Genomic DNA, 23,866 nt, shown 5'->3' with positions numbered 1-23,866 from the left:
CCCGGATTACGCTGCGCTCCATCCGGGCTACGCTCATTACGTAGCAGCGGACGCGCCGAACCATTTGGTCAGCGCCTCGGTTAGGCCGGCCTGCGTTCGCTCGCCAACCCACGCCACGTAGCCATCGGGCCGCACCAGCACCGCGGTCGGAGCCGAAACCGTGCCGTGCGCGGGAAGCTCCCATGCGCCGCGATACTCGGCATCGACCAGCTGAACCCGGTCGGTCCATCCCGCGATGGCGATGTCGCCGGGCGCGCCGAAATTCAGCAGCACCGGCCGCGCCCGCTGCAGCAGCGCGAAGACCTGCGCCGGGCCGTTGGCGGTGACCAGATCGAGATCGGGCATGCGGCGTCCGAGCAGCGGATGGCCGTCGCCAAGATCGTAGTGAAGATCGAGGCCGGACATCATCGCGGCAAAGCTCCTGCGCGGCTCCTCCATGCGCAGCAGGTCGGAGACGATCTCGTGCAGCGCCCGGGTGCGCGGATCGGTGCGGTTGAGCGCGACATGCGCCATGGTGTTGCGCAGCACGCGGGCCGCCACCGGATGCCGTTCGGCTTCGTAGGTGTCGAGCAGGCTGTCCGGCGCGATCTGCTTGACCACCTGGGCGAGCTTCCAGCCCAGGTTCACCGCGTCCTGCACGCCGATATTGAGGCCCTGGCCGCCCATCGGCGGATGCACATGGGCGGCGTCGCCGGCCAGCAGCACGCGCTGTTTGCGGTAGGTCAGGGCCTGCCGGGTCATGTCGGTGAAGCGCGAGATCCAGACCGGACTGTGGATGCCGAAATCGGTGCCGTACGCGGCGACCAGTGCCTCGCTGACGTCGCGCAAGGTCGGCTCCCGGTCGGTGCCGAGTTGCCGCTCGGTCAGCACCAGCCGCACCCGCCCGCCATCGTCCGCCTTGCCGATCGCCGAGGTGCCGGTGTCGTACTGGCGAAAGCCCCATTCCGGCTCGCCCGCCATCTCGGCCTCGGCGATCAGCCAGCTCGTGGTAGGATTCCACCCGGCGAATTCGATGCCGGCCGCTTTGCGGACGAGGCTCCGGCCGCCGTCGCAGCCGACGAGATATTGTGCCCGGAGCAATTGGCCATCCGACAGTTCGACGTCGACGCCGGCGTCGTCCTGCGTGAAGCCGGTCACGTCGCGCGCGCGAATAATCGGCACCGCCAGTTCGCCGACCCATTCGCCGAGCAGGCGCTCGATATGGTTCTGCCGGAGCCCCAGCGTGAAATTGCGCCGGGTCGGAAAGTCGGTGATCTCAAGCGGAACCAGGTGCGAATGGAACAGCACTGCCGGATGGCGCGTCCCCAGCGCGACGAAGCGGTCGCCGATGCCGCGCTGATCGAGCACCTCGATGGTGCGCGCGTGCAGGCCGCCGGCCCGAGCGCCGATCAGGTCCTCCCCCGCGCGCCGCTCGACAATCGCAACATCTATTCCCGCCAGCGTCAACTCGCCCGCCAGCATCAGCCCGGTCGGACCTCCGCCGGCAATCACGACAGCATGTTCCCGCATCCCGCACTCCCTCCGTTCGATTGGGCGCGCGTTCTACGGGATGACCCCGGGCTTGCGGCAAGCCCGGGGGGTCTACATATATCTGAGTGGGGAGAGGGCGTTTGCTCTATCGAACCAATTCCGAGACATCATTGACAAGAACGGCGCGGCAAATTTGCTGTCGTCCCGGCGCAGGCCGGGACCCAGAGATGGCGCGTTCAGAACTCGCCGTGGATGCGGCCGGAGAAAATGTGCACCGGGCCGCGGTCGGCGTTGTAGGCGGGGTTGGTGATGAACTGATAGTCCGCGGTCAGCGTCAGGTTCTTGTTCACCTGATAGGCGTAGTAGGTCTCGAAGATCCGCTCCGGGCTGTAGTTCAGCGCGCCGTCGCCGATCAGCAGGCCGAGGCCGCCGGCGGCAAGATAGTCGCGATGCGCTGATGATAGCCCGTTGATCGCGCCGCCGATGCCGATCGTGTCGTTCGCCCGTCCCCACCTGCTGCCTTTGATCGACAGGCCGCCCGACACGCTGCGATCGACATCGGTGAACGACAGGATTTCGTTCTGACCGTCGTTCCAGCTGAGGCGGCCGAACAGGCCGACATCCTTTACGATCTGCTGCTCGCCGTTCAGATAGAAGCCGTATTTCAGATTGTCCTTGCGGATGCCGGCCATCACGTCGTTGATGTCGAGCCCCGGATTGGCGTCCTCGATCGCGAGCGCCCGGGCGTAATTGCCGGTGTTGCCGCGGTTGCCGAACACGCCGACGCGCAGCTTGCCGGGCTGGTCGAAGATCGAATAGCGGCCCTCGAATTCCACCACGGCGCCGCCGGTGTTGAACACCAGAACGTCGCTGTTCGGCGCGTTCGGCACCTGGAACACGCCGGCGCGCACCGCCCAATCCTTGCGGTTGAGCTCGACCACGGCGCCGCGGGTGTAGCCGGGCAAGTCGGCCGGGAAGTCGTAGGCGGCGGACGCCCACATCGCCCAGTTCATGAAATCGGCGCGCGGGTCCTTGGCGTAGGAATTGCCGTCAAAGAAATCGCCGACCGCAAAGCGCCCGACCACGAGCGTGAGGCGATCGATGTCACGCTTGCCGGCGATCTGGTTCGGGCCGTCGGCGACGTCTTCCTGCTCGCCGCCGAAGCCGAAGGTCTGCTTGAAGTAGTAGCGCTGCGGCCGGATTTTCGGGAACGGCGCGCCGGCCTTCTGGGCTTCGCCGTTCGAGAAGCCGGCAAGCCCGAGCGTGCCGTTGAGGCCAAAGCCCTGCGCGGTTTCCGGGTTGAAGTAGAACTCGCCGCCTTCCCAGAGCCGCACGCCGAGAAACGCCGTCGTGGTCCAGGTCTGCTGCAACTGCCCCGCGCCGGGAAGGCTGTTGGTGCCGGCATAGGGCGAGCGGAAGGACGGATAGGTCTGCGGCAGCAGCGTCGTCTGGCCGTGCACGCTCCAGTCGCTCGATTCGGGCAGCGCGGTGCGCGTCGGCGTTGCCGACCATGGCGAGTCGCCGAGCTGATAGTTGAGGCCGAATTTCAGCAAATGGATGCGCGGGTCGATGCTGACGCCGGGCAGGCCGAAATCATTGAGGCCGAGCGTGCGGCGCGACAGGTCGATGTAGTCGTATTCGACCTTGGCGGTCCAATTGCCGCTCACCGCGAATTCGGCGCCGGCGCCGACGGTCCAGCCGGTCTGGTACTGGCCGGGCTCCGAGATCACCTCGCCCACGGCGTCGTTGACCCGAACCTGGCTGTGGCCCCAGGCGAAGCCGCCGGTCACGTAAGGCATCCAGGTGCCGAAAGAGTAGCCGGCGCGGCCGCGCAGCGTGCCGACATAGTCGATCGACGAATTGAAGGGGCCGAGCACCCGCCGCGGCAGGTCGGTCGGGCCGGTGAAGGTCGCATCCGCCTCGATGCCGAGCACGAAGCGGTTGGCGAATTCCCTGTTGTATCCGACCTGGAAGCCGCCGATCCCGCCGGTGATGGTGGGCGGAAAGAACACGCCCTGTTCCAGGATCGGATTGGTGCCGGGGCCCAGCGTGCCGTCGCCATAGCCGACATGGGCGCCGACATAGAATCCGGTCCAGCTGTAGACCGCCCTGGCGGCGGGGGATTTGAGCGCCAGATCGGCCGCGGTCGCCGGCGCGCCGAAGGTTGCCGCACCGAGCGCTGCGCCGGCGGCGATCTGGACCCGGAAGAGGCGGACGCAGGTCATGACGCGGCTTTCCGCGAACGAGTGGCGGTTTCGCCCGGCATCACTGCAGATTTGGTGGCCGCTTGCCACCCGAGATTTGAAATCATCGCCCGCCGTCCCCGGTCCGATCTGTGTCGTCCCATCCAAAGCCAGATCAGCACCTAGCATCCCCTGTTACTTATTGCAAATAATTCGCAATAGCAACTGAGGCGCACCCAATACCGTTCCGATTTGCACGCCACCGTGACAGTCACGTAACAGCGCGAGGCGGCAGGGCCACATCGGCGGCGATCAGCGCGTGTCGGTGGCAAACCGGTCGCGACCCGACCGTTCAATCGATGCCGCCATTGTCCTCGTCCTATGTGTTGATGAGTGCCGGCTGCGATGCCCTGCCGAGCACGACCCGCGCGCCGGCCCGTTCGATACATCGCGCCAGCGACAGCGCCGTCCGCAGCCCGGCGTTTGAGATTGTGCGTTTCCGGTGGAGCGCGGCCGCGCCGCGCAGGATGGCGCTCGCCAGCCTGAGCAGCACGATCGCGCCCCATCGCCGGCCGCGACTGAGCGCGGTCACGCTCCCACCGTGGCGAGCTGGACGATCCGCAGCAGCACGAGGCCGGCGGCGACGACGAGATAGCCGCGCAGCACGATCATCCAGATCCGGCTCAGCGGGCTGAGCCGCGCCGGCGGCAGCCGGTCGAGCGGCGGCATCCGCCAGCTGTCGCGGTCGACCAGCGAGGGCTTGCGCTTGAAGCGGAAGGACGCATTGCGGCGCGACGACGTCCCGTAGAACTTGACGGCTGCCGTGATCGCGAGCGCAAGCACGCTGCCGCCGACGAGGATGCCGATGATCCACGTCTCGCCGAGATGGGGGAACAGCACCGCGGCGGTCAGGATCACCGACAGCATCACCAGCCCCGCGACCACCGCGCCGGTGAACAGGTTCAGCCTGAGGGAATTGACCCAGGGCCCGAGGATGTGGCGATCGTTGCACAGCAGCAGCAGGAACACGGTCGCGCTCGGCAACAGCACGCCGGCCAGCGTCTGCACCGCGTTGGTCAATAGTCCGAGCGGCGTGCCCGGCGTCAGCACCAGCACCGCCGCGAGCACGATCAGGCCGCAATAGACGCTGTAGAAGCCCTTCGCGTCCCACGGCTTGCGGTGCAGCGAGTGCTTGACCGCGAACACGTCGCCGATCGCATAAGCGGTCGCGAGGGAGACTGCCGCAGCACCGATGATGCAGGCATCGAGCAGCGCAAGGGCGAACAGCACCGCCGGCAGCCGGCCGGCATATGTCTCGAGGCCGACCGCGGTCCCCAGCGCGTCCGTGTAATTGCCGAATTCGGGCTTTCCTGCGAACACTGCCGCGCAGAACGAGATCATCGCCACCGCGCCGACCACGACCAGCACGATGCCGATGCATAGATCCATCCGTTCATAGCGGATGAAACGCGGCGTGATCCGCTTGTCGACGATGTAGCTCTGCTGGAAGAACAATTGCCACGGCGCCACCGTGGTACCGACGATGGCGACGATCAGCAGCATCACCTCACTGAGCTTGGCGTCCTGCGGCATCTTCGGCACGAAGAAGTCGGAGGCGATCTGCCCGACCGGCGGATGCACCATCAGGATCACGGGTACCAGCAGCAGGCTGCCTGCGACCAGCGCGATGCCGAAGCGTTCGAAGCGGCGGAAGTCGCCAGTCGAGACCGCCAGCATCACGATAACAGCCGAGGCCAACACGCCCCAGAACTGCGAGACGCCGAGAAAATGAAGTGCAAACGTGATGCCGATGAACTCGGTGACAATGGTCAGCGCGTTCAATACCAGGAGGTCGATGACGCTGAAGGCACCCCAGAACTTGCCGAAGCGCTCGAAGATCAGCCGCGCATGGCCGACCCCGGTGACGGCGCCGAGCCGCACCACCATCTCCTGGTTGACGTAGAGTACCGGGATCAGCAGCAGAAGCGTCCACAGCAGCGTGGTGCCGTAATTCTGTCCGGCCTGGGTATAGGTGCCGAACGCGCCGGCGTCGTTGTCGCCGACCATCACGATCAGGCCGGGGCCGACGATCGCCAGCAATGTCTTCAGCCGGGCCAGCAAGGTCGCGCGCGGCGCGGTGTCGTCGCGAGCGATGCTGCCGAGCGCGCCGTGGATGTCGCCGGCATGCGCGCTGTCGAGAATGGCGGTTTGTGTGGTCTTGCTTTCGGTCATTTCGCGTCTCCTCGCCGCCTTTCGGCACGGCGGGAGGGACGCAGGCGTCGTCAGGCGCGCACGTCTCCGCTGCCGTGAGCAGCGGCATTTCCAGATGTGATGCAGATCGAGAATCCCGTTGCCGCGCCTGAATGCCGCGCAACGGGGCAACTAGGTCCTTCGTCCATGTCGGCCTCCTAAACCAAGACAACTACTTCCGACCGAGCAGCGGGCGCCGCTTCACCTCGCCCCGCGTGCGGCAGGGGTGTCCGGGGAATGATTCACTGTGTCGCGGTGCATGCTCGGCAGGACCGAGGCAAATCGGTCTTTTCTGGTTGTCGAGACACAGAGGGCCGAGCATGCGATATCGCGGTAGCATTTTTGGAAGGCTGCTTGAACCGATCAATCGACGGCAGTTTCAGACGGTTGTGGATCGTCTGGACGGGGATGCCTACGACAAGTCGTTCAGGAGCTGGGATCATCTGGTGGCGCTGATCTATGCCCAGCTTAGCGGCAACAGCAGTCTGCGCGGGGTAGTGACTGGCTTCAACGCCAATTCGCAGCATCACTATCACTTGGGAACCGGCAAGCTGTCGCGCTCGACGTTGTCCGATGCCAATGCCCGCCGTCCGATCGGCATTTTCGCGCAAACCTTTGCGGCGCTGTCGGCGATGGCGCGTCGCCAGCTGCGGAGTGAAGGCATGGAGATGGTGCGTCTGATCGACGCCAGTCCGATCCCGCTCGGCAAGGTCTGCAGTTGGGCGACGTGGAACGGCCGCATCCGCGGCATGAAGCTGCATGTCGTCTACGACCCAAGGAGCGATGTCCCGACCTGCGTCGAGATGACGGCCGCGAACGTCAATGACATCGAGATCGGCCGACAGACCCCAATCCAGCCCGCCACCACCTATGTGTTTGACAAGGGCTATTGCCGTTTCGACTGGTGGCAGAAGATCAATGATAGCAAGGCTTTCTTCGTTACCCGGGCGAAGACGAGCATCCGTCTTCGCTCGCTCAGGCATCGCGCCATCCGCAAGCGTAACGGGGATGGCTTCGAAATCCTTGCCGATGACGAGGTGAAGCTCACCAGCAAGGGCGATTCGCGCCTTCCAATCCCGCTCCGCCGCATCAAGATCAGACGCGAGAAAGGCGGCAAGATCACACTCCTGACCAACGACCTTGCCCGTAGCGCCGTCGAGATCGCCGCCCTCTACAAGAGCCGATGGCAAATCGAGCTGCTGTTCCGCTGGATCAAGCAGCATCTCGATATTCGCAAGTTCCTCGGCGCCAACGACAACGCGATCCGCCTTCAGGTGCTCGCTGCGATGATTGCCTACCTGCTGCTGCGCATCGCCGCTCACACCAACTGCATCAAAATGCTCCCGCTCAGGTTCGCCGAACTCGTCGGCCAGCTCCTGCTCACGCGTCGATCCCTCGCTGCCATCGACAAACCTCCGCCCATCAACCCCAGCCGTCGGAAATCAACCATCTCACCTGACCAGATGGAGCTCCGCTATGCCTGAATTTCCCCGGACACCCCTGCGCGTGCGGGGAGAGGTCGGATCGCATCGTCAGATGCGATCCGGGTGAGGGGGAGCTTCCGCGAACTCAGCTATTACCGTGTGCGCGGAGACGGCCCCTCACCCCAACCCTCTCCCCGCAAGAACGGGGAGAGGGAGCGGCCAGCACTGTCGTTATCAAGCCCGCCCTCACGGTCGGCCTAAGCGCACAGCCGTGGCTTCGCTGCGGCGCGTCGCTGCTGATCGAGATCACCGCCGCTGTCGTCGACGATCCAACGGCATTCCAGGCGGCCGTCGATCGGGACCCAATGACAGGCCGGGGTTGGACGCCGGCGACGATCCGCCAGGCGGCGAAAGCCCGGCAGGTTGTCATTGCAATGAATGGCGGCCGGCGGCGGCATGCGCCGCGGCTCGACCACGCGCCGCGGGCTTGCTTGCCGGAATTTTGCGAGCTTTTCGAACATCGCTCACCTCCACTTCCGCTGGTCGCGGCAGGCCGGTGAGGAGCAGTGGTCAGCTTGGGCGCGACCACCCGTCCACGCAGGCGAGATCTGCGCGATCAGTCTTGCTGTATTGCGGCGTCCCCAGTCCCGGCATCGCCGGACTACTGTCGCCTGAGTTGCTACTGCCCATGTGCCTTCTGTGCTGGCTCGTGGATCGACTTGTCTCCGGAGCCAGAACCCCGGGGCGGAACGAACGTCCCGCCATCGGGCACTACGCCCGCGACAATGGCCTGTCAAGTCGATTCGGCTATCCTCCGGGGAGGATCATTGCTATCCTCCCCGGAGGATAGGAGAGCCAGATGTCCGACGACCATCCGCACGCTGCGATCGCCAGGCGCCTGAAGCGCGCCAACGGCCATCTCGACACCATCGTCGAGATGATCGAGCAGGGCCGGCCTTGTGCGCAGATCGCCCAGCAATTGCAGGCGGTGGAGAGCGCGATCGAGAGCGCCAAGAAGGCGCTGATCCACGATCACATCGGTCACAGCCTGGAGGAGACGCTGAAGGCATCGGGGCCGAAAGGGCGAGCCGTGCTGCGCGATTTCAGGCTGGTCGCGAAGTATCTGTGATCGCTGCGTTCAAGAATTGACCCGCCCGGGGGGATCGCCGGACGGGTCGGTTGCGACACGGGGTGGATGAGGACCCGTGCCGAACGCAGGATCCGCAACCCTGGGAATTGCGTCGATCAGTAGGAGCAGCTGCGCACGCGGCCGATGTAATTGCCGTAGGCGTCGAACTGGCGCACCCAGCCGCAGCGCCGATAGCCACCGCCGTAGTAATAGCCGTCGCTGGCCGCGATTGCGCTGCCGACAACGGCGGCGCCGACGAGACCTGCGCCAACGCCCCAGCCCCAGCCATAGGGCTTCGCTTCAGCCTGCGACGTCGTGGACGCGATGGTGCCGGTCACGGCGAGCGCGGTCAGGGCGAGGGCGGCGAACTTGGTCTTGATCGACATGGAATACTCCATCCTGTGTGGGCGGCGCCGGTGTGGTCCGCATGCCCGTTGGACGGAGGCTGTCCGGTTCCGGTTCGAAGATCGGGGCGGAAATATGGTTTCGCGAATTGTTTCGTCGCGCTTGTCAGGACGAAGCAATCGCGGTCATTTGCCGCGAAATACGCCGGGATCGAACCTGTCGACATCGGCGAGCAGCTCGCAGAACGCGCGCGCGCCGTGCTCGATCAGCTTCTCGCCCTTCTCGGCCGAGGCCTTCGTCGCATCGCCGATCGCGCCGCTCGGATTGAGGTCCTGCGCCTGCCAGGCGAACGGCGCCGGCCGCTGCGTCGACAGAAAGCGATGATCCTTCTCGATCCGCACGCTGGCCGGCTTGAAGTCCGCGATCGCGTCCTTGCGCACGGCGTGCGGATATTTCGCCAGCATGATCGAGGTCTCGACCGCGCCGCCATGGATGCCGTGGCGTAATTCGCCGGCGTCGAACAGCCCGTCGGGCGCGCCGAAGCGCGACCAGCTCGTGGTCACCACCAGCATCTGATGGTGCGCGCGCAGATCCTGCGCCACCAGCTGCATCGCGGCGGAATTGCCGCCATGGCTGGTCACGATCACGAGCTTCCTGACGCCTGCGCGCGCCACGCTCTCGCCGAGCGCCATCCAGCTCTTCAGCGCCACGTTGGTCGGCAAGGTCAAGGTACCCGGAAAATCGATGTGCTCGGTTGAGATGCCGACCGGCTGCAACGGCAGGAACGTGGCGGGAGTGGGCGCCGGCAGCAACTCTCGCACCCGCGAAAGATAGGCCTCGCCGATCATGACGTCGGTTCCGAGCGGCAGATGCGGCCCGTGCTGCTCGGTCGCGGCCAGCGGCAGCACCGCAATCCAGCGCGCGGCCGTATCCCTGGCGATATCGGGCCAGTGGATGGCGGTCCAGTCGCGGGGCGGAAGCTGAGAAGTCATCAAGCCGGTCGTTTCAATACAAGCGTTTCACGGGATGGATTTGCAGGCTAGTTTGTTTAACATCATAACGGGTTCGCGTCTCCGGGCGCGGTCCACGTCTTCCCGCCTTCCATCATGGGCCATAATGATCGACGGAGTCCAACCATGATCCCGGCCTTTTTGCTGCGAGCGTTAACCACAAGCCTTCTGACCGCCGCGCTTTGCGTTGCCGCGACGCTTGCCCCGGCGCAGGCGCAGACCTCAGACAAGATCTTGGACAAAGTCTCGTTCGGCACCAATTGGGTCGCCGAGGGAGAGCATGGCGGTTTCTTCCAGGCGCTCGCCGACGGCACCTACAAGAAATACGGCCTCGACGTCACCATCGTGCCGGGCGGTCCCAACGAGAACAACCGGATGCTGCTGATCGCGGGCAAGCTCGACTTCTTCATGAGCGCGAACTCGCTGCAGACCTTCGACGCCGTCACCAACAACGTGCCGCTGGTCGCTGTCGCCGCCATGTTCCAGAAGGACCCCCAGGTCTTCCTGACCCATCCCGAGGTCAAGGTCGCAAAGATCGAGGATCTGAAGCCGCTCACGCTTTTGATTTCGAAGGAGGGCATCACCAGCTACTTCCAGTGGCTGAAGTCCGAATACGGTTTCGACGAGAACAAGGTGAAGCCCTACACCTTCAACCCGCAGCCCTTCATCGTGAACAAGCAGACCGCGATGCAGGGCTACGTCACCTCGGAGCCCTTCGCGGTCGAGAAAGCCGCCGGCTTCAAGCCGAACGTGCTGCTGCTCGCCGATTACGGCTTCAACTCCTACTCGACGCTGATCGAGACCCGCCGCGACCTGGTCGACAAGAAGCCTGACCTCGTGCAGCGCTTCGTCGATGCCTCGATCGTCGGCTGGTACCACTACGTCTACGGCGACAACTCGGCCGGCAATGCGATGATCAAGAAGCTCAATCCCGACATGAACGACGAGCTGCTCGCCTATTGCGTCGCCAAGATGCGCGAGCACGGCATCGTCGATTCCGGCGATTCCATCAAGAACGGCATCGGCGCCATGACCGACGAGCGGATGGCGAGCTTCTTCGACACGATGGTGCGCGCCGGCGTGGTCAAGAGCGCCATCGACTATCGCCAGGGCTACACGCTGCGCTTCGTCAACAAGGCGGTCGGCGCCGAGCTCCGGCCGAAGAACTGACGGGTGCGGACGGGCGATGGCGGAGCCTGCGTTGTCTGGATCTGATGCAGCGTCGGCCGTGCGCCTGCGCGGCGTCAGCAAGACCTATGACAGCGGCGTGAGGGCACTCGGGCCGCTCGACCTCGACGTGAGGCGCGGCGAGTTCGTCTCGCTGCTCGGGCCCTCCGGTTGCGGCAAATCCACCGCGCTGCGGCTGATTGCAGGTCTCGCCACGCCAAGCGCCGGCACGGTCGAGGTCTCGCATCATGGCGCGGAGCAGCGCGGCAGCCACCGCATCGGCTTCGTATTTCAGGAGCCGACCCTGATGCCGTGGGCTACCGTGCGCGACAATGTCCGCCTGCCGCTGAAGCTCGCCCGTGCGCCCGCGACGGACGCCGATGCGCGCATCGATGCGGCGCTGGACCAGGTCGGGCTCGCGGAGTTCGCGAGGGCCTATCCGCGCGAACTGTCCGGCGGCATGAAGATGCGGGTGTCGCTGGCGCGCGCGCTGGTCACCGATCCGGATGTCCTTCTGATGGACGAGCCGTTCGCGGCGCTCGACGAGATCACGCGGTTTCGCCTCAACAACGACCTGCTGTCGCTGTGGCGCAGTCTGCACAAGACCGTCATCTTCGTGACGCACTCGGTGTTCGAGTCGGTCTATCTGTCCGAGCGCGTGATCGTGATGACCGCCCGCCCGGGCCGGATCGGCGCCGAGTTTCGCATCACCTCGCCGGAACCGCGCGGCGAGGAGTTCCGCACCTCGGCCGAATACGCCGCGTTCTGCCGCGAGGTCTCCAGCGCGCTGGCGCCATCCTATGCAGGGCAGGCGGGCGCATGAAATCTCCGCAAGACCTCGTCCGTTTTCTGCTGCCGCTTGCGGTGTTCGCCGCTGGCCTCCTGCTCTGGGAAGCCATCGTCCGCGGCTATGGCATCCAACCTTACGTGCTGCCGAGCCCGCTGTTGGTGCTGAAGACGCTGGTTGCGGACTGGCCTATCCTGTCGCAATCGCTCGGCGTCACGCTCCTGACCACGCTCGAAGGCTTCGTTGCCGCGGCAGTCGGCGGCATCGTGCTGGCGCTATTGTTCAACCAGTCGAAATGGCTGGAGTATTCGCTGTTTCCCTATGCCGTGGTGCTGCAGGTCACGCCCGTCATCGCGATCGCGCCGCTGCTCCTGATCTATCTGCAGCAGCAGACCGCGGTGATCGTCTGCGCCTGGATCGTGGCGTTCTTTCCGGTGCTGTCGAACACGACGCTCGGCCTCAATTCGGTGGATCGCAACCTCGCCGGATTGTTTCAACTTTATGGCGCCTCGCAGCTGCAGACGCTGCTGTTCCTGAAGCTGCCCGCGGCGCTGCCCTATATCCTCGGCGGTCTGCGCATCGCCGGCGGGCTGTCGCTGATCGGCGCCGTGGTCGCGGAGATCGCGGCGGGCAGCGCCGGCGCCGGCTCGGGCCTCGCCTTCCGGATCGCTGAATCAGGCTACCGGCTGAATATTCCCCGCATGTTCGCGGCACTTCTGCTGCTATCGCTGGCCGGGATTGTCATTTATGGGTTGCTGGCGCTAGTTTCGCATTTGTTGCTGCGGCGTTGGCATGAAAGCGCGTTAGGAAAGGACAGTTGATGGCCCCGATTTCTTCCGAAAAGATCGATCTGTTGATCTATGGACCGATCCGGCCAATCCTCGAAAACGGCTTTCCCGATCAATACGCGCTGCACCGTGCCGAGAGCCGCGGCGACCTCGAGCGGCTGACGCCCGATACGCTGGCCAAGATCCGCGGCATCGCCGTCACCTATCACACGATGGCGACCGACAAGACCGCGCTGGCGATGTTTCCGAAGCTCGAGATCGTCGGCAGCTTCGGCGTCGGCTACGACCACGTCGATTCCGCCTATGCGCGCGATCACAATATCGTGGTCACCAATACGCCCGACGTGCTGACCGAGGAGGTCGCCGATGTCGCGATGGGCCTGTTGATCGCGACGTTGCGCGAATTCGTCAAGGCCGACCGCTACGTGCGCTCCGGCCTGTGGCAGACCCAGAATTATCCGCTCAGCGTCGGCTCGCTGCGCGACCGCAAGATCGGCATCGTCGGCATGGGCCGGATCGGCCAGGCGATCGGGCGCCGGCTCGATGCGTCGCGGGTGCCGGTGTCCTATCACTCGCGCAATCCGTCCAAGGACGTCTCCTACAAGCACTATCCCGATCTGATCGAGATGGCGAAGGCGGTCGACACCTTGATCGTCATCGTGCCGGGCGGCGCCTCGACGGCGAAGATGATCAATGCCGACGTCTTGAAGGCGCTCGGTCCCCGCGGCGTGCTGATCAATGTCGCGCGCGGCTCGGTGGTTGACGAGCCGGCGCTGGTCGCGGCGCTGAAGTCCGGCACCATCCTGGCCGCCGGTCTCGACGTGTTCGCGGCCGAACCGAACGTGCCCGACGAATTGAAGGCGATGCAGAACGTCGTGCTGCTGCCGCATATCGGCTCGGCCTCGGTGGTGACGCGCAACGCGATGGACCAGCTCGTGGTCGACAATATCAAGAACTGGTTCGCCGGCAAGCCGCCGCTGACGCCGGTTGCCGAAACGCCCGTCAAGGATCGCTGATGTCGTTGTCCCGCTTCAACGCCGTGCTGTGTCTGCTGCTGGCCGCGTGCGGTCCGGCAGCGGCGCAGGACGTCACGACGTTGAAGAAGGACATGATCGGGCAGTGGGAGCTCGCCACCACCGAGCGCAGCAAGACCTGCGTCGTGACGCTGAAGGGCGATACGGCGCCGCAAGGCTTCAAGCTCGAGCTCGAGCCCGCCTGCGCCGCCGCGCTGCCCTTCACCAAGGACATCACCGGCTGGAGCATCAAGGGCCTCGGCGACATCGTGCGGCTGCACAATGCCGCCGGCGAGACCGTGATCGATTTCACCGAGGTCGAAACCGGCATCTTCGAAGGCATGCGCACCAACGAGGGCGTCTACATCCTGCAAAACCTTGCCGCGGCGCGCTCGCTCGCCAAATCGATGGACCAGATGATCGGCGACTGGTCGATGGTGCGCGGCAACGGCCAGGCGATCTGCACGCTGGTGCTGACCAACACCGACGCCGGCAACGACAATTTCCAGGTGTTCCTGAAGGGCAAATGCGATCCCGCGGTCGCTTCCTTCAACCCGACCATGTGGCGGCTCGATCACGGCCAGATGATCCTGATGTCGGCCAAAGGCGAGACCTGGCAGTTCGAGGCCGACGACAACGCCCAGTGGCGCCGTGTCCCGGACAGCGCCGATCCGCTGATCATGCTGCGGGAGCAGTAGGTCGGGGCTGGCTTCGTAGCCCGCATGAGCGCAAGCGATATGCGGGATTTCGCCGGTGCATTCCCCGGGTATCGCTTCGCTCACCCGGCTACGGGATTGCCACAAGCTCCGTGTCGTCCGCGCCTAGTGCGCAATTGCGCACGGGAGCAGGGACCCATAGCCACGATGCCGGTTGGTTTTGCGCGGCTGTGGCCATGGCTCGCTTCAGCAACTCAACCCAGTGGTTATGGGACCCTGCTTTCGCAGGGACGCCAAGGATTTGCTTCTGCCTGAAAAAATTCCCTTTCCGCTGTCGATTCACCCCCTCCCAAATCGTCGTTCCCCATAGCGAGCCGGTCTTGCGGCGATCATCGCCGCGTCTCGCCCAACAGGAGTTTTCCGATGCGCTTCATGTATATCGTCACCTCCGCGCAGCCCCCGGGCCCGCCGACGCCCGCTCTGATGGAGGCGATGGGCAGGCTTGCCGAGCGGGAAATCAAGGCGGGCCGCATGATCGACACCGGCGGGCTGTTGCCGGTAGCGATGGGCGCCCAGGTCCGCATCACCGACGGCAAGCTCAACGTCGTCGACGGGCCCTTCGTCGAGACCAAGGAGATGATCGGCGGCTACGCGATCTTCGAGCTCCGCAACAAGGAAGAGGCGGTCGCCGCCGCCGTCGAGTTCATGCAGCTGCACAAGGAGCATATGCCGGGCTGGGAGGGAACCTGTGAGGTCCGTCCGTTCGCCACCCCGGGCGCCGACGGCGGCTGTCAGGTCGATGTGTCCGCCTGCGCCTGATGCGCCGCGCGAACAGGGCGTTCGCAAGCGAAGTGGACGCCGGTTCGCGTGAAGAAAACGCGTCAAGCCGAGAATCCAGGTCGGCGGCGATGACGGCCGCCGACATCCAGGCCACGATCCTTGCGGTGTGGCGCATCGAGCAGCCGCGGCTGATCACCAGCCTGTCGCGGATGCTGCGCGACGTGCCGCTCGCCGAGGACCTGACCCAGGAAGCGCTGGTCGCCGCGCTCGAGCATTGGCCGGCCGATGGCGTGCCGGAAAAGCCCGGTGCCTGGCTGATGGCGACGGCCAAACGCCGCGCGCTCGACCATCTGCGCCGCAATCGCATGCTGGCCGAGAAGCACGGCGTGATCGCGCACGACCTGGCGCGGGAGCAGGAGACCATGCCCGACTTCGATGCCGCGCTCGACGACGATATCGGTGACGAATTGCTGCGGCTGATCTTCACCGCCTGCCATCCGCGCCTGTCGCGGGAGGCGCGCGCCGCGCTGGCGCTTCGGATGATCTGCGGCCTCACCACCGAGGAGATCGCGCGCGCTTTCCTGCAGGCGGAGGCGACCATCGCCCAGCGCATCGTGCGCGCCAAGCGCACGTTGTCGGAGTCAGGCCTTGCCTACGAGACGCCGCGTGGCGAGGAGCTGTCCGAGCGGCTCGCCTCCGTGCTCGAGGTCGTCTACCTCATCTTCAACGAGGGCTATACCGCGGCAAGCGGCGACGAATGGCTGCGGCCGCAGCTCTGCAACGAGGCGCTGCGCATGGGCCGCGTGCTGACCTCGATCGCACCATCGGAGCCGGAGGCGCACGGCCTGCTGGCGCTGATGGAGTTCAACGCCTCGCGGATGGCGGCGCGCACCGATGCGTCCGGTGAGCCGATCCTGCTGATGGACCAGAACCGTGCGCGGTGGGATCGCCTGCAGATCCGCCGCGGGCAGCTCGCGCTGGCGCGTGCCCGCGAGCTCGGCGGCGCCGGCGGCTTCTATGTGCTGCAGGCCGCGATCGCCGCCTGCCACGCCGAAGCCGGAACACCGGACGCGACCGACTGGCGCCGCATCGCCGCGCTGTACGGCGATCTCGCCGCGCTCTTGGATTCACCCGTGATCGAGCTCAACCGCGCAGTTGCGATCGGCATGGCCGAGGGGCCGCTTGCCGCGCTCGCGATCGTCGACGGCCTCACCGATGAGCCGGCGCTGAAATCCTATCATCTGCTGCCGAGCGTGCGCGGCGATCTGCTGAATAAGCTGAGCCGTTTCGCGGAGGCGCATGCCGCGTTCGAGGCCGCCGCCGCATTAGCCGGCAATTCGCGCGAGCGCGAGTTCCTCAAGCGGCGCGCCGCAATCGCTGCGCGTGCCGCGCAGGATCATGGCTGCCGCTGACGGCTCCGCGATTCCGGCGGAGCGAAACCATGTAGCCCGCATAAGCGAAGCGACATGCGGGTCTTTGCGACGAGCAACCCCGGGTGTCGCTTCGCTCACCCGGGCTTTCACAAGGTTGCTGCGGGTCGTCGTGTCCGCGATTTCGACTCAAACCTGCGGCATGCTCGGACGAAATTCTCTCGGACCGGGAACTGCCACCATGACGAAGCCATCCGTGCTGGCGATCGGCCTCGACCCGACCTTCGTCGATCTGTCCGTCATGCCGCAGTTCACGCCCGAACTGGTGCGCAGCTATCTCGACGCGCAGATCGACGGCCTGCGGACGCTCGGCTACGACGTCGAGAGCTGCCTGATCGACCTCGGCGATACGGCGGAAGCCGTGACGGCGGCGGCCCTCAACGCGCGCCGCTACGACTGCGTCGTGATCGGTGCCGGGCTGCGCGAGCCGCCGGAGCGGCTCTTGCTGTTCGAGACGATCCTGAATCTGGTGCACCGGCTCGCCCCCGATGCCGCCATCTGCTTCAACACCAGGCCGGCCGACACCGCCGCGGCCGTGCAACGCTGGGTCAGGCCGTAGGACGCCAGATGGGCGTCGCCTTGAGCCGGCGAATCGGGCTCGGCGCGCTGCCCGCCGCCCAAGGCGGACACTCGGGCCGGCCCGATGCCGGCATTGGCCGGAGGCTCGCCGCGAAGGCCCGGCGGTTGTTGCCGGCGGCAACCTATGACACCATCCAGAGTCCGATTTGTTTTAGACTTTGGAAGCCTATGCCGCGCCGCAAATTTGCCTGGGAAAAGCTGACGGACGAGCAGTTGCTCGCGCAACCGCTCAATCGTCTGAGGGTTGCCGTCGAGGGCACCTGGCTCGCCGATTGTGTGAATACGCTCTATGAGGAGCTCGAGGAGCGCGGCATCCGGTTGCGGCCGCACACGTGGATCTCGAGCGAATGGTTCAGCCCGGCAGATGTGCCCGGCATCGCGATCCCGTTCTACCTCGCCCATCCCCGCCTGATGAAGCTCGAGAAGAAGATGATGCTCGACGTCGAGGGCGCCTCGTGGTCCGAGTGCATGGCGATTCTCCGCCACGAGGCGGGGCATGCCGTGCAGCACGGCTACCAGCTGCAGCGCCGCCGGCGCTGGCAGCAGCTGTTCGGCCCGTCGTCGCAGCACTATCCGCGCTACTACCGGCCCAATCCGGCCAGCCGCAATTATGTCCAGCATCTTCGCCTCTGGTACGCGCAGAGCCATCCGGATGAGGACTTCGCCGAGACCTTCGCGGTGTGGCTGCGGCCGCGCTCGAACTGGCGGACGCGCTATGCCGGCTGGCCCGCGCTGAAGAAGCTCGAATATGTCGACGAGCTGATGGGCGAGATCGCCGGCAAGCGGCCGCTGCTCCCGACGCGCGAGCGGGTCGATCCGCTGCATACGCTCAAGCAAACGCTCGCCGAGCACTACAGGAAGAAGCAGGCATTCTACGCCTTCACGCCGCCGAAGACCTACGACCGCGATCTCTCCAAGCTGTTCTCCGCCGATCCGCGGCATTATCGGCGTCCGCCGGCCGCGGCCTTCATCAGGCGGCACCGCGCGCAGATCAGGCAGCTGGTGGCGCGGTGGACCGGCGAGAACCAGTTGACGCTCGATGCCGTGCTCGATGATATGATCTCGCGCTGCCGCGAGCTCAATCTGCGTGCCGTCGGCCCCGAGCAGAAGCTCGTGACAAACTTCACCATTCTGCTGACCGCCAAGACCATGCACGCGCTGTTCGGCCCGTCGCGCCGGAAATGGATCGCGCTATGAAACAGCTTCGCATTCTGGTGCTGATGCACCCGGATTGTGTGCCGCCCGACTCCAGCGATGGATACAGCGCGCGGGAGATCAACGAGTGGAAGACGGAATACGACGTCGTCAGCACCCTGCGCGCGGCCGGCCATGAGGTACGTCCGCTCGGCGTGCAGGAGGAAATCAAGCCGGTGCGCGACGAGATCGAGGGCTTCAAGCCGCACGTCGTGTTCACGCTGCTGGAGGAGTTTCACTACGACGTCGTGTACGACCAGCACATCGCGAGCTATCTCGAGCTGATGAAGATCGCCTATACCGGGTGCAACCCGCGCGGCCTGATCCTGGCGCGCGGCAAGGATCTGTCCAAGACGCTGGTGCACCATCGCCGGATCCCGGTGCCGGCCTTCGCCGTGTTTCCGATGCGCCGCAAGGTCAAGCGGCCGCCGCGTCTCGAGCTGCCGCTGATCGTCAAGAGCCTGAGCAGCGATGGATCGCTCGGCATCTCGCAGGCGTCGATCGTCGATACCGACGAGAAGCTCGCCGAGCGCGTCGCCTTCATCCATGAGCGGATCGGAACGGCCGCGATCGCCGAGCAGTTCATCGAGGGACGCGAGCTCTATGTCGGCGTGCTCGGCAACAACCGGCTGCGGGTGCTGCCGGTGTGGGAATTGAAATTCGGCAGCATGGGCGGCCCTGCCGCGCGCCAGATCGCCACCGAAAAGGTCAAGCACGATACCAGCTATCAGGAGCGCGTCGGGATTGTCGATGGCCCGGCCGAGGATCTCACGCCGGAGCTATCCGCCCATATCCAACGGCTGGCGAAGCGCATCTACCGGACGCTGGGGCTCGATGGCTATGCGCGTATCGACTTCCGCCTGTCCACCAATGGCGTTCCGTATTTCATCGAAGCCAATCCCAACCCCGAAATCGCCAAGAGCCAGGAGTTCGCGACGGCCGCCGGGCATGACGGGCTGGACTATCCGGATCTCCTGCAGCGCATCGTGACGCTCGGAATAAGCCGCGCCAAGGCCGGCGTGTCGCTGGGCTGACTCGAGGCCGCTAAAGGCTGCGCTGCATCGGATGGCGTCGCGCATCCTTGGGGATGAACATCGCAAACGTTTCCCTAACGCGCGCGGCCGGCGTCACGGTGCCGGCGGTCGCGGAAACAGGGGCTGCCGTCAGATGAAACGCGTCCGGTTCCGGCCAGCGCCGTGCAAGGATTTCGTTTACCGAAACCGGCATGGCGAGCCCATCGCTGCGGCAGCTGTCGTAGACGTACAAACCGGCAAGAAAAATCGATACGACAACAAGGATCGTCCTGAAAATCGGCATTGTGCTTGCGCCTTCTTGATTGAGGCGAACAATGCCCGGTGACGGTGAACCGCGCGTTTAGTGCTGCGGCCGATCGGCCGATACGGTTCCCAACTCATGAATGGGCTTGCGTAAACGGCCCGCTTACCAATGCCTTCAAGGTTGCGGCAACCAGCTTTCCTCACCGGCGGGAAAGAAGTCTCTGGCATTGAAAGACCAACAACAAGACTGAGGAGGCACCATGTTCGTCGCCATTCGAGTCATGATCCTGATCGCCAGTGCATACGCCGGCTCGGCCGTTGCAGAGATGCAGTTTGCGCCGCTGCCGAGCCTTGCGGCGTCGTCCGCGCCGTAGCGCCGGCAAGCGAGGCGGCGCACCTTACGCCGGACTGGGCGCCACCTCGCCGACCCCGATCGCGCGAGCCGCGTTTTCCGTCATCCTCGTCGCCGTCAGGCGCAGGAAATACAGCGACAGTCCCGGGTTGCGCTCGCACAGCTTCCTCAGTGCGCTGTCGCTGATCCAGAGCAGATCTACATCGGTCGCGGCTTGAGCGGTTTGCGTGCGGCGGCGCTCGAGCGAAAACAGCCCGATCTCGCCGAACAGTTCACCCGCCGATACCCCGCGATCGATCTCGGGAAACCTGACCTCGCCGGACACGACCATGTACAGCAGGTCGGCGTCGTCGCCCTTCCGGAAGATCGTTTCTCCCGCCTTGAGATGCTTCGGCTGCATGAACGGCTGCAGCCAGTTCGGAGAAAGGTCCGTCGCTGCAGCACGCTTCGCTTTCCGAAGCAGCCGAACCATCTGGAACAGCAGCACCACGTTCAGGGGCAGCAGAATGATATGCAGGATGAGCACCGGGTAGATCCGGTCGCCCAATCCATAGCTGATGAATGCCAGATTGCTGAATATCGCGACAGCGCGCAGGCTCAACATCGTACTCATGCAGAACGTCAGCAACACAAGCGCCGACGCCAGATAACCCAAACCATCGATCAACGTCATGACAACGCCCACTGGGAAATGAAAATTGCAAGCAAACCGATCTGAAAACGACCGGCAACATACACCAGTGCGCTCAGTTTCCTGAGCGGAAATATCGCCGGCCCACGCTTGCGGCGGTGCACGCGTCGTGACGCTGCCTCAGCTCGACGAACGCGCGCGCGAGGCGACGTGAATGGCGCGGGTCTTGCCGGATTTCGTTTTGGCGGCGACGACGGTCGGGCGCGCCTTGCCGAGCCGGGCCGCGCCCGGCGAGCTCTTTCTGAGCAGCAGCGCGAGCCGCTTGCGCGCGCGGCCGGCGACCGACCTTGCCGCCTCTCGCGCGGCCTCGGCCTTGCGGATGATCGTCGTCACCGCGGACGCCGGCGACGCCGCGACGAAGGCGACATCCTTCGCCTTCGAGAGGCCGCCTATGCCTTCGCACGGCGCTTCGCCCGGCAAGTCGATGCGGATGGCGAGCGTGTCGGCACGCTCGATCCAGTCCTCCGCCTTGGTGCCGGTGATGATCCGGACATAGTCGCGGGTCTCGCGCGGCAGCTCGCTCCGCCGGGCGAGCCATTTCTGGACGCGGCCGCTGCCGGCATTGTAGGCGGCCGCCGCCAGGCCGAGATTGCCGAAATCGTCGCGCAGCTTGCGCAGCAGTCTTGCGGATGCCGGCAACGCCTGCAGCGGATCGAAGGGATCGTCGAGCCCGACTTCGGCCGCCGTCTCCGGCATGAACTGCGCAACGCCCTGCGCACCGGCATGGCTGATCTCGTTCGAGCGAAAGCGGCTCTCCTGCCAGATCAGCCGCGCAAAGAACGCAACGGGGATTTCGCTCGCCTGCGCCGCGTCCTTCAGGCTGTGGCAGAATTTGTCGATCGCGGACATCTGCGGCTCGGCCGCGGCATCGCTCGGCTGCGCCGCAGGCGCGGGCGTCTTGTCCGCGTCCGTCGCAGCGGGCGCCTCGCTGGCATCAGCGCTTTCGATAAAGCGCGCGGCAAACGGAACGGCGTCGGATGTCGCGTCGCGCGAGAATGTCGGGGCTTGGGTTGAGGCGTTGATCGAGCCGGGCGAACGATCGAAGTCGAGCATCAAGACAAGAAACGCGGCAAGCGCCGCGATGACAAATCGCATTTGCTTCCAGAGACCTGAATTGTGATGTGAGTTGCGCGCAAATGCACTTCGGATCACGACTTTTTAGCGGGTCGATTGCGGCGAAGCCGCGAAATCACCTGTTCCGCCGTGGAACTTCGCCGCTGTTCGCATTGGAACTTCGACGCTTTCCGTAGCTTTACGGAAGATGATCACGTTGGGATGCACGATGTTCCGACCGTTTTCCGTTGCACGTTTTGCGATTGCACTTTCGCTTGTGTCGGCCGCGCCGGCGGTGGCCGCGGGTCTTGATGCGGCCGCGATCAACGACGTGGCGGCGCCGCCGGCAAAATTGCCGGACCGTCGTCAGCTCAACGCCTTCGTTGCCAGGCTCGAGATCCTGCTCGACCGCGCGCATTTTTCTCCCGGCGAGATCGACGGCAAGCTGGGCGACAACGCGCAGAAGGCGCTCCGGGCGTTTGCCGACGCGAATGGATTGTCCTTCGACAAGGCGGTGACGCCGGAGCTCTGGAGCGGGCTCACAACCGCCAGCGAGGGGCCTGCGATCGTCAGCTACACGATCGTCGACGCCGACGTGAAGGGGCCGTTCGCGAAGAGGATTCCCGCGAGGATGGAGAGCATGAAGAGCCTGCCGGCGCTGGGTTATACCAGTCCGCGCGAAGCGCTCGCCGAAAAGTTCCACATGAGCGAAGCACTGCTTCAGGCGCTCAATCCGGGACAGAAGTTCGACAAGGCCGGCGAGACCATTGCGGTTGCCAACGTCGTCGACGCCGGAAAACCGCCGCAGGTCGCGCGCGTCGAGGTCGACAAGACGCGGCAGGCGCTCAGCACGTTCGATGCAGCAGGTAAGCTGCTCGGCTTCTATCCTGCGACCGTCGGCAGCGCGGAGAAGCCGACGCCGAGCGGAACGCTCAAGGTGACGGCGATCAACAAGAACCCGACCTATCGCTACAATCCGAAATACGCGTTCAAGGGCGTCAGATCGAAGACGCCGTTCACGATCAGGCCCGGTCCGAACAACCCGGTCGGTGTGGTCTGGATCAACCTCTCGGGCGAAGGCTATGGCATTCACGGCACGCCCGATCCCGGCAAGGTCTCCAAGGCGGAGTCTCACGGCTGCGTCCGGCTCACCAACTGGGACGCGCAGCGCGTCGCGGCCGGTGTCGCGAAGGGCACGCCGGTTGCGTTCATCGATAGCGCGACAAGCTCAGCAACGGCGACGCGCTGACCTTGACGCAACATCGTTCACAGATCAGCAACCGACAGAAATGTTGGCGCGCTCGGGAGATGATGCGCAGCCGGCGAGCGAAGCGGCTCCGCTTTCCAAGCCTAGCGCAGGATTCGCTGGTATGCCAATGTCGCGTCGTGCCAAACCCGCAGGAGGTCAGCATGCGAACGATCATAACGAACATAGTGGGAGCACTCTGCGCCATCGCGATGGTCGCGAGCGCACACGCAGCGGTCAAGGAAGAGCCGGTCACCTATACCGACGGCGAGACCACGATGAAGGGCTTCGTCGTCTATGACGACGCGACCCAGGCCAAGCGGCCCGGCATCGTCATGGTGCACGAATGGTGGGGCATCACCCCGCATATCCATAACGAGGCGCGGAAGTTCGCGGAGCAGGGCTACGTGGCCTTCATCGCGGATATGTACGGCGACGCCAAGACTGCCGACAACCCGAAGGATGCCGGCGCGCTCTCGGGCTCGGTGATGAAGAACCCGAAGGTGATGGAGCAGCGCTTCAATGCCGCGCGCGAGCAACTCGCCAAGCAGGCCTCGGTCAATCCGCAGCGGATCGGCGCCGTCGGTTACTGCTTCGGCGGCGCGGTGGTGCTGAACATGGCGCGCACTGGCGCCGATCTTGCCGCCGTCGCGGGCTTCCACGCCTCGCTCGGTCTCAACACCCCCGCACCGGCGCCGGGCACCGTCAAGGCGAAAATCCTGATCCTGAACGGCGCGGACGACCCGTTCGTGAAGCGCGAGCAGTATGATGCGCTGAAGAAGGATTTCGACGCCGCGAAGGCCGATTACCGCATCGTCGAGTATCCCGGCGCGGTTCACGCGTTCACCAACCCCGAAGCCACCGAGCTCGGCAAGAAGTTCAATTTGCCGCTCAGATACGACGCCAAGGCCGATCAGGAATCCAAGGCCGAAGCCGCCAAGCTGTTTGCCGCCAACCTCAAGAAATAAGCAAAAGGGCCACCTAAACGGTGGCCCGTTTCTTTGGCTGGTTCGGCCGCGGAAGTGGCAGGGCCGCGGCCTCG

The 23,866-nt window shown here is 65.1% G+C and carries 24 protein-coding genes; 14 read left to right on the top strand and 10 right to left on the bottom strand.

The window, feature by feature from the left end:
- Positions 1-36: 36 nt before the first annotated feature.
- From J2R76_RS25265 to J2R76_RS25250, 4 genes are all read right to left on the bottom strand, one after another.
- The gene (locus J2R76_RS25265) at positions 37-1,509 is read right to left on the bottom strand and encodes an FAD-dependent monooxygenase (RefSeq protein ID WP_253625163.1); all 1,473 of its coding nucleotides are present in this window, start codon (positions 1,507-1,509) and stop codon (positions 37-39) included.
- Positions 1,510-1,706: 197 nt separating this feature from the next.
- A complete protein-coding gene (locus J2R76_RS25260) occupies positions 1,707-3,695 on the bottom strand; it encodes a carbohydrate porin (RefSeq protein ID WP_253625162.1) in 1,989 nt (662 codons plus the stop codon).
- A 337-nt stretch (positions 3,696-4,032) separates the two neighbouring features.
- The gene (locus J2R76_RS25255; protein ID WP_057020122.1) at positions 4,033-4,245 is read right to left on the bottom strand and encodes a hypothetical protein; all 213 of its coding nucleotides are present in this window, start codon (positions 4,243-4,245) and stop codon (positions 4,033-4,035) included.
- Complete coding sequence (locus J2R76_RS25250; RefSeq protein ID WP_253625161.1) at positions 4,242-5,885, bottom strand: NRAMP family divalent metal transporter; 1,644 nt, start codon at positions 5,883-5,885, stop codon at positions 4,242-4,244. The genes J2R76_RS25255 and J2R76_RS25250 overlap by 4 nt, the downstream gene beginning before the upstream one ends.
- Before the next feature lie 338 nt (positions 5,886-6,223).
- Between J2R76_RS25250 and J2R76_RS25245 the strand changes: the two genes are divergently transcribed.
- Positions 6,224-7,387, top strand: coding sequence for an IS4 family transposase (locus J2R76_RS25245; RefSeq protein ID WP_057015126.1), 1,164 nt, complete (start codon positions 6,224-6,226; stop codon positions 7,385-7,387).
- Between the two features lie 197 nt (positions 7,388-7,584).
- Here J2R76_RS25245 and J2R76_RS25240 read toward each other — a convergent pair whose 3' ends face one another.
- Complete coding sequence (locus J2R76_RS25240) at positions 7,585-7,848, bottom strand: hypothetical protein (RefSeq protein WP_253625160.1); 264 nt, start codon at positions 7,846-7,848, stop codon at positions 7,585-7,587.
- A 338-nt stretch (positions 7,849-8,186) separates the two neighbouring features.
- Between J2R76_RS25240 and J2R76_RS25235 the strand changes: the two genes are divergently transcribed.
- Positions 8,187-8,456 carry a metal-sensing transcriptional repressor gene (locus J2R76_RS25235; RefSeq protein ID WP_016840607.1) on the top strand — a complete coding sequence of 90 codons (270 nt, stop codon included), beginning with the start codon at positions 8,187-8,189 and terminating at the stop codon, positions 8,454-8,456.
- Positions 8,457-8,572: 116 nt separating this feature from the next.
- Here J2R76_RS25235 and J2R76_RS25230 read toward each other — a convergent pair whose 3' ends face one another.
- Together J2R76_RS25230 and J2R76_RS25225 are read right to left on the bottom strand one after the other, a co-directional pair.
- The gene (locus J2R76_RS25230) at positions 8,573-8,842 is read right to left on the bottom strand and encodes a hypothetical protein (protein ID WP_057020179.1); all 270 of its coding nucleotides are present in this window, start codon (positions 8,840-8,842) and stop codon (positions 8,573-8,575) included.
- 144 nt (positions 8,843-8,986) lie between these two features.
- Positions 8,987-9,793 carry a creatininase family protein gene (locus J2R76_RS25225; protein WP_253625159.1) on the bottom strand — a complete coding sequence of 269 codons (807 nt, stop codon included), beginning with the start codon at positions 9,791-9,793 and terminating at the stop codon, positions 8,987-8,989.
- 144 nt (positions 9,794-9,937) lie between these two features.
- Here J2R76_RS25225 and J2R76_RS25220 point away from each other — a divergent pair, with 144 nt between their 5' ends.
- The 10 genes from J2R76_RS25220 to J2R76_RS25175 all read left to right on the top strand — a co-directional run bounded on the left by J2R76_RS25220 (position 9,938) and on the right by J2R76_RS25175 (position 19,239).
- A complete protein-coding gene (locus J2R76_RS25220; protein WP_253625158.1) occupies positions 9,938-10,981 on the top strand; it encodes an ABC transporter substrate-binding protein in 1,044 nt (347 codons plus the stop codon).
- Positions 10,982-10,997: 16 nt separating this feature from the next.
- Complete coding sequence (locus J2R76_RS25215) at positions 10,998-11,801, top strand: ABC transporter ATP-binding protein (protein ID WP_375166534.1); 804 nt, start codon at positions 10,998-11,000, stop codon at positions 11,799-11,801.
- The gene (locus tag J2R76_RS25210; protein WP_076832691.1) at positions 11,798-12,586 is read left to right on the top strand and encodes an ABC transporter permease; all 789 of its coding nucleotides are present in this window, start codon (positions 11,798-11,800) and stop codon (positions 12,584-12,586) included. Before J2R76_RS25215 ends, J2R76_RS25210 begins: the two co-directional genes overlap by 4 nt.
- A complete protein-coding gene (locus tag J2R76_RS25205) occupies positions 12,586-13,569 on the top strand; it encodes a 2-hydroxyacid dehydrogenase (protein WP_229193051.1) in 984 nt (327 codons plus the stop codon). The genes J2R76_RS25210 and J2R76_RS25205 overlap by 1 nt, the downstream gene beginning before the upstream one ends.
- Complete coding sequence (locus tag J2R76_RS25200) at positions 13,569-14,264, top strand: AprI/Inh family metalloprotease inhibitor (RefSeq protein ID WP_057020113.1); 696 nt, start codon at positions 13,569-13,571, stop codon at positions 14,262-14,264. The genes J2R76_RS25205 and J2R76_RS25200 overlap by 1 nt, the downstream gene beginning before the upstream one ends.
- A 381-nt stretch (positions 14,265-14,645) precedes the next feature.
- Entirely contained in the window at positions 14,646-15,041 is a 396-nt protein-coding gene (locus tag J2R76_RS25195; protein ID WP_057020112.1) for a YciI family protein, read from the top strand.
- 89 nt (positions 15,042-15,130) lie between these two features.
- Entirely contained in the window at positions 15,131-16,414 is a 1,284-nt protein-coding gene (locus J2R76_RS25190) for an RNA polymerase sigma factor (RefSeq protein WP_057020111.1), read from the top strand.
- 199 nt (positions 16,415-16,613) lie between these two features.
- Positions 16,614-16,991 (top strand): hypothetical protein, encoded by a 378-nt coding sequence (locus tag J2R76_RS25185; protein ID WP_076832674.1) that lies wholly within the window; start codon positions 16,614-16,616, stop codon positions 16,989-16,991.
- A 188-nt stretch (positions 16,992-17,179) separates the two neighbouring features.
- Positions 17,180-18,208 carry a putative zinc-binding metallopeptidase gene (locus J2R76_RS25180; RefSeq protein ID WP_057020110.1) on the top strand — a complete coding sequence of 343 codons (1,029 nt, stop codon included), beginning with the start codon at positions 17,180-17,182 and terminating at the stop codon, positions 18,206-18,208.
- On the top strand, positions 18,205-19,239 hold the full coding sequence (locus J2R76_RS25175) for an ATP-grasp domain-containing protein (protein WP_253625156.1): 1,035 nt from the start codon (positions 18,205-18,207) through the stop codon (positions 19,237-19,239). Before J2R76_RS25180 ends, J2R76_RS25175 begins: the two co-directional genes overlap by 4 nt.
- A 10-nt stretch (positions 19,240-19,249) precedes the next feature.
- Here J2R76_RS25175 and J2R76_RS25170 read toward each other — a convergent pair whose 3' ends face one another.
- From J2R76_RS25170 to J2R76_RS25160, 3 genes are all read right to left on the bottom strand, one after another.
- Positions 19,250-19,522, bottom strand: a complete 273-nt coding sequence (locus J2R76_RS25170; RefSeq protein ID WP_253588189.1) for a hypothetical protein — start codon at positions 19,520-19,522, stop codon at positions 19,250-19,252.
- A 358-nt stretch (positions 19,523-19,880) separates the two neighbouring features.
- Positions 19,881-20,507, bottom strand: coding sequence for a Crp/Fnr family transcriptional regulator (locus tag J2R76_RS25165; RefSeq protein WP_076832668.1), 627 nt, complete (start codon positions 20,505-20,507; stop codon positions 19,881-19,883).
- Positions 20,508-20,645: 138 nt separating this feature from the next.
- The gene (locus J2R76_RS25160) at positions 20,646-21,620 is read right to left on the bottom strand and encodes a lytic transglycosylase domain-containing protein (RefSeq protein WP_253625155.1); all 975 of its coding nucleotides are present in this window, start codon (positions 21,618-21,620) and stop codon (positions 20,646-20,648) included.
- Between the two features lie 187 nt (positions 21,621-21,807).
- On the opposite strand from J2R76_RS25160, the gene J2R76_RS25155 reads away from it, so the two are divergent.
- Together J2R76_RS25155 and J2R76_RS25150 are read left to right on the top strand one after the other, a co-directional pair.
- Entirely contained in the window at positions 21,808-22,827 is a 1,020-nt protein-coding gene (locus J2R76_RS25155; RefSeq protein WP_253625154.1) for a L,D-transpeptidase family protein, read from the top strand.
- Between the two features lie 161 nt (positions 22,828-22,988).
- Positions 22,989-23,792 carry a dienelactone hydrolase family protein gene (locus tag J2R76_RS25150; RefSeq protein ID WP_225163114.1) on the top strand — a complete coding sequence of 268 codons (804 nt, stop codon included), beginning with the start codon at positions 22,989-22,991 and terminating at the stop codon, positions 23,790-23,792.
- Positions 23,793-23,866: the final 74 nt, after the last annotated feature.

The sequence above is a fragment of the Bradyrhizobium sp. USDA 4532 genome (assembly GCF_024171315.1).
Classification (GTDB): domain Bacteria; phylum Pseudomonadota; class Alphaproteobacteria; order Rhizobiales; family Xanthobacteraceae; genus Bradyrhizobium; species Bradyrhizobium australafricanum.
This window is presented reverse-complemented; position numbering and strand designations above follow the sequence as displayed.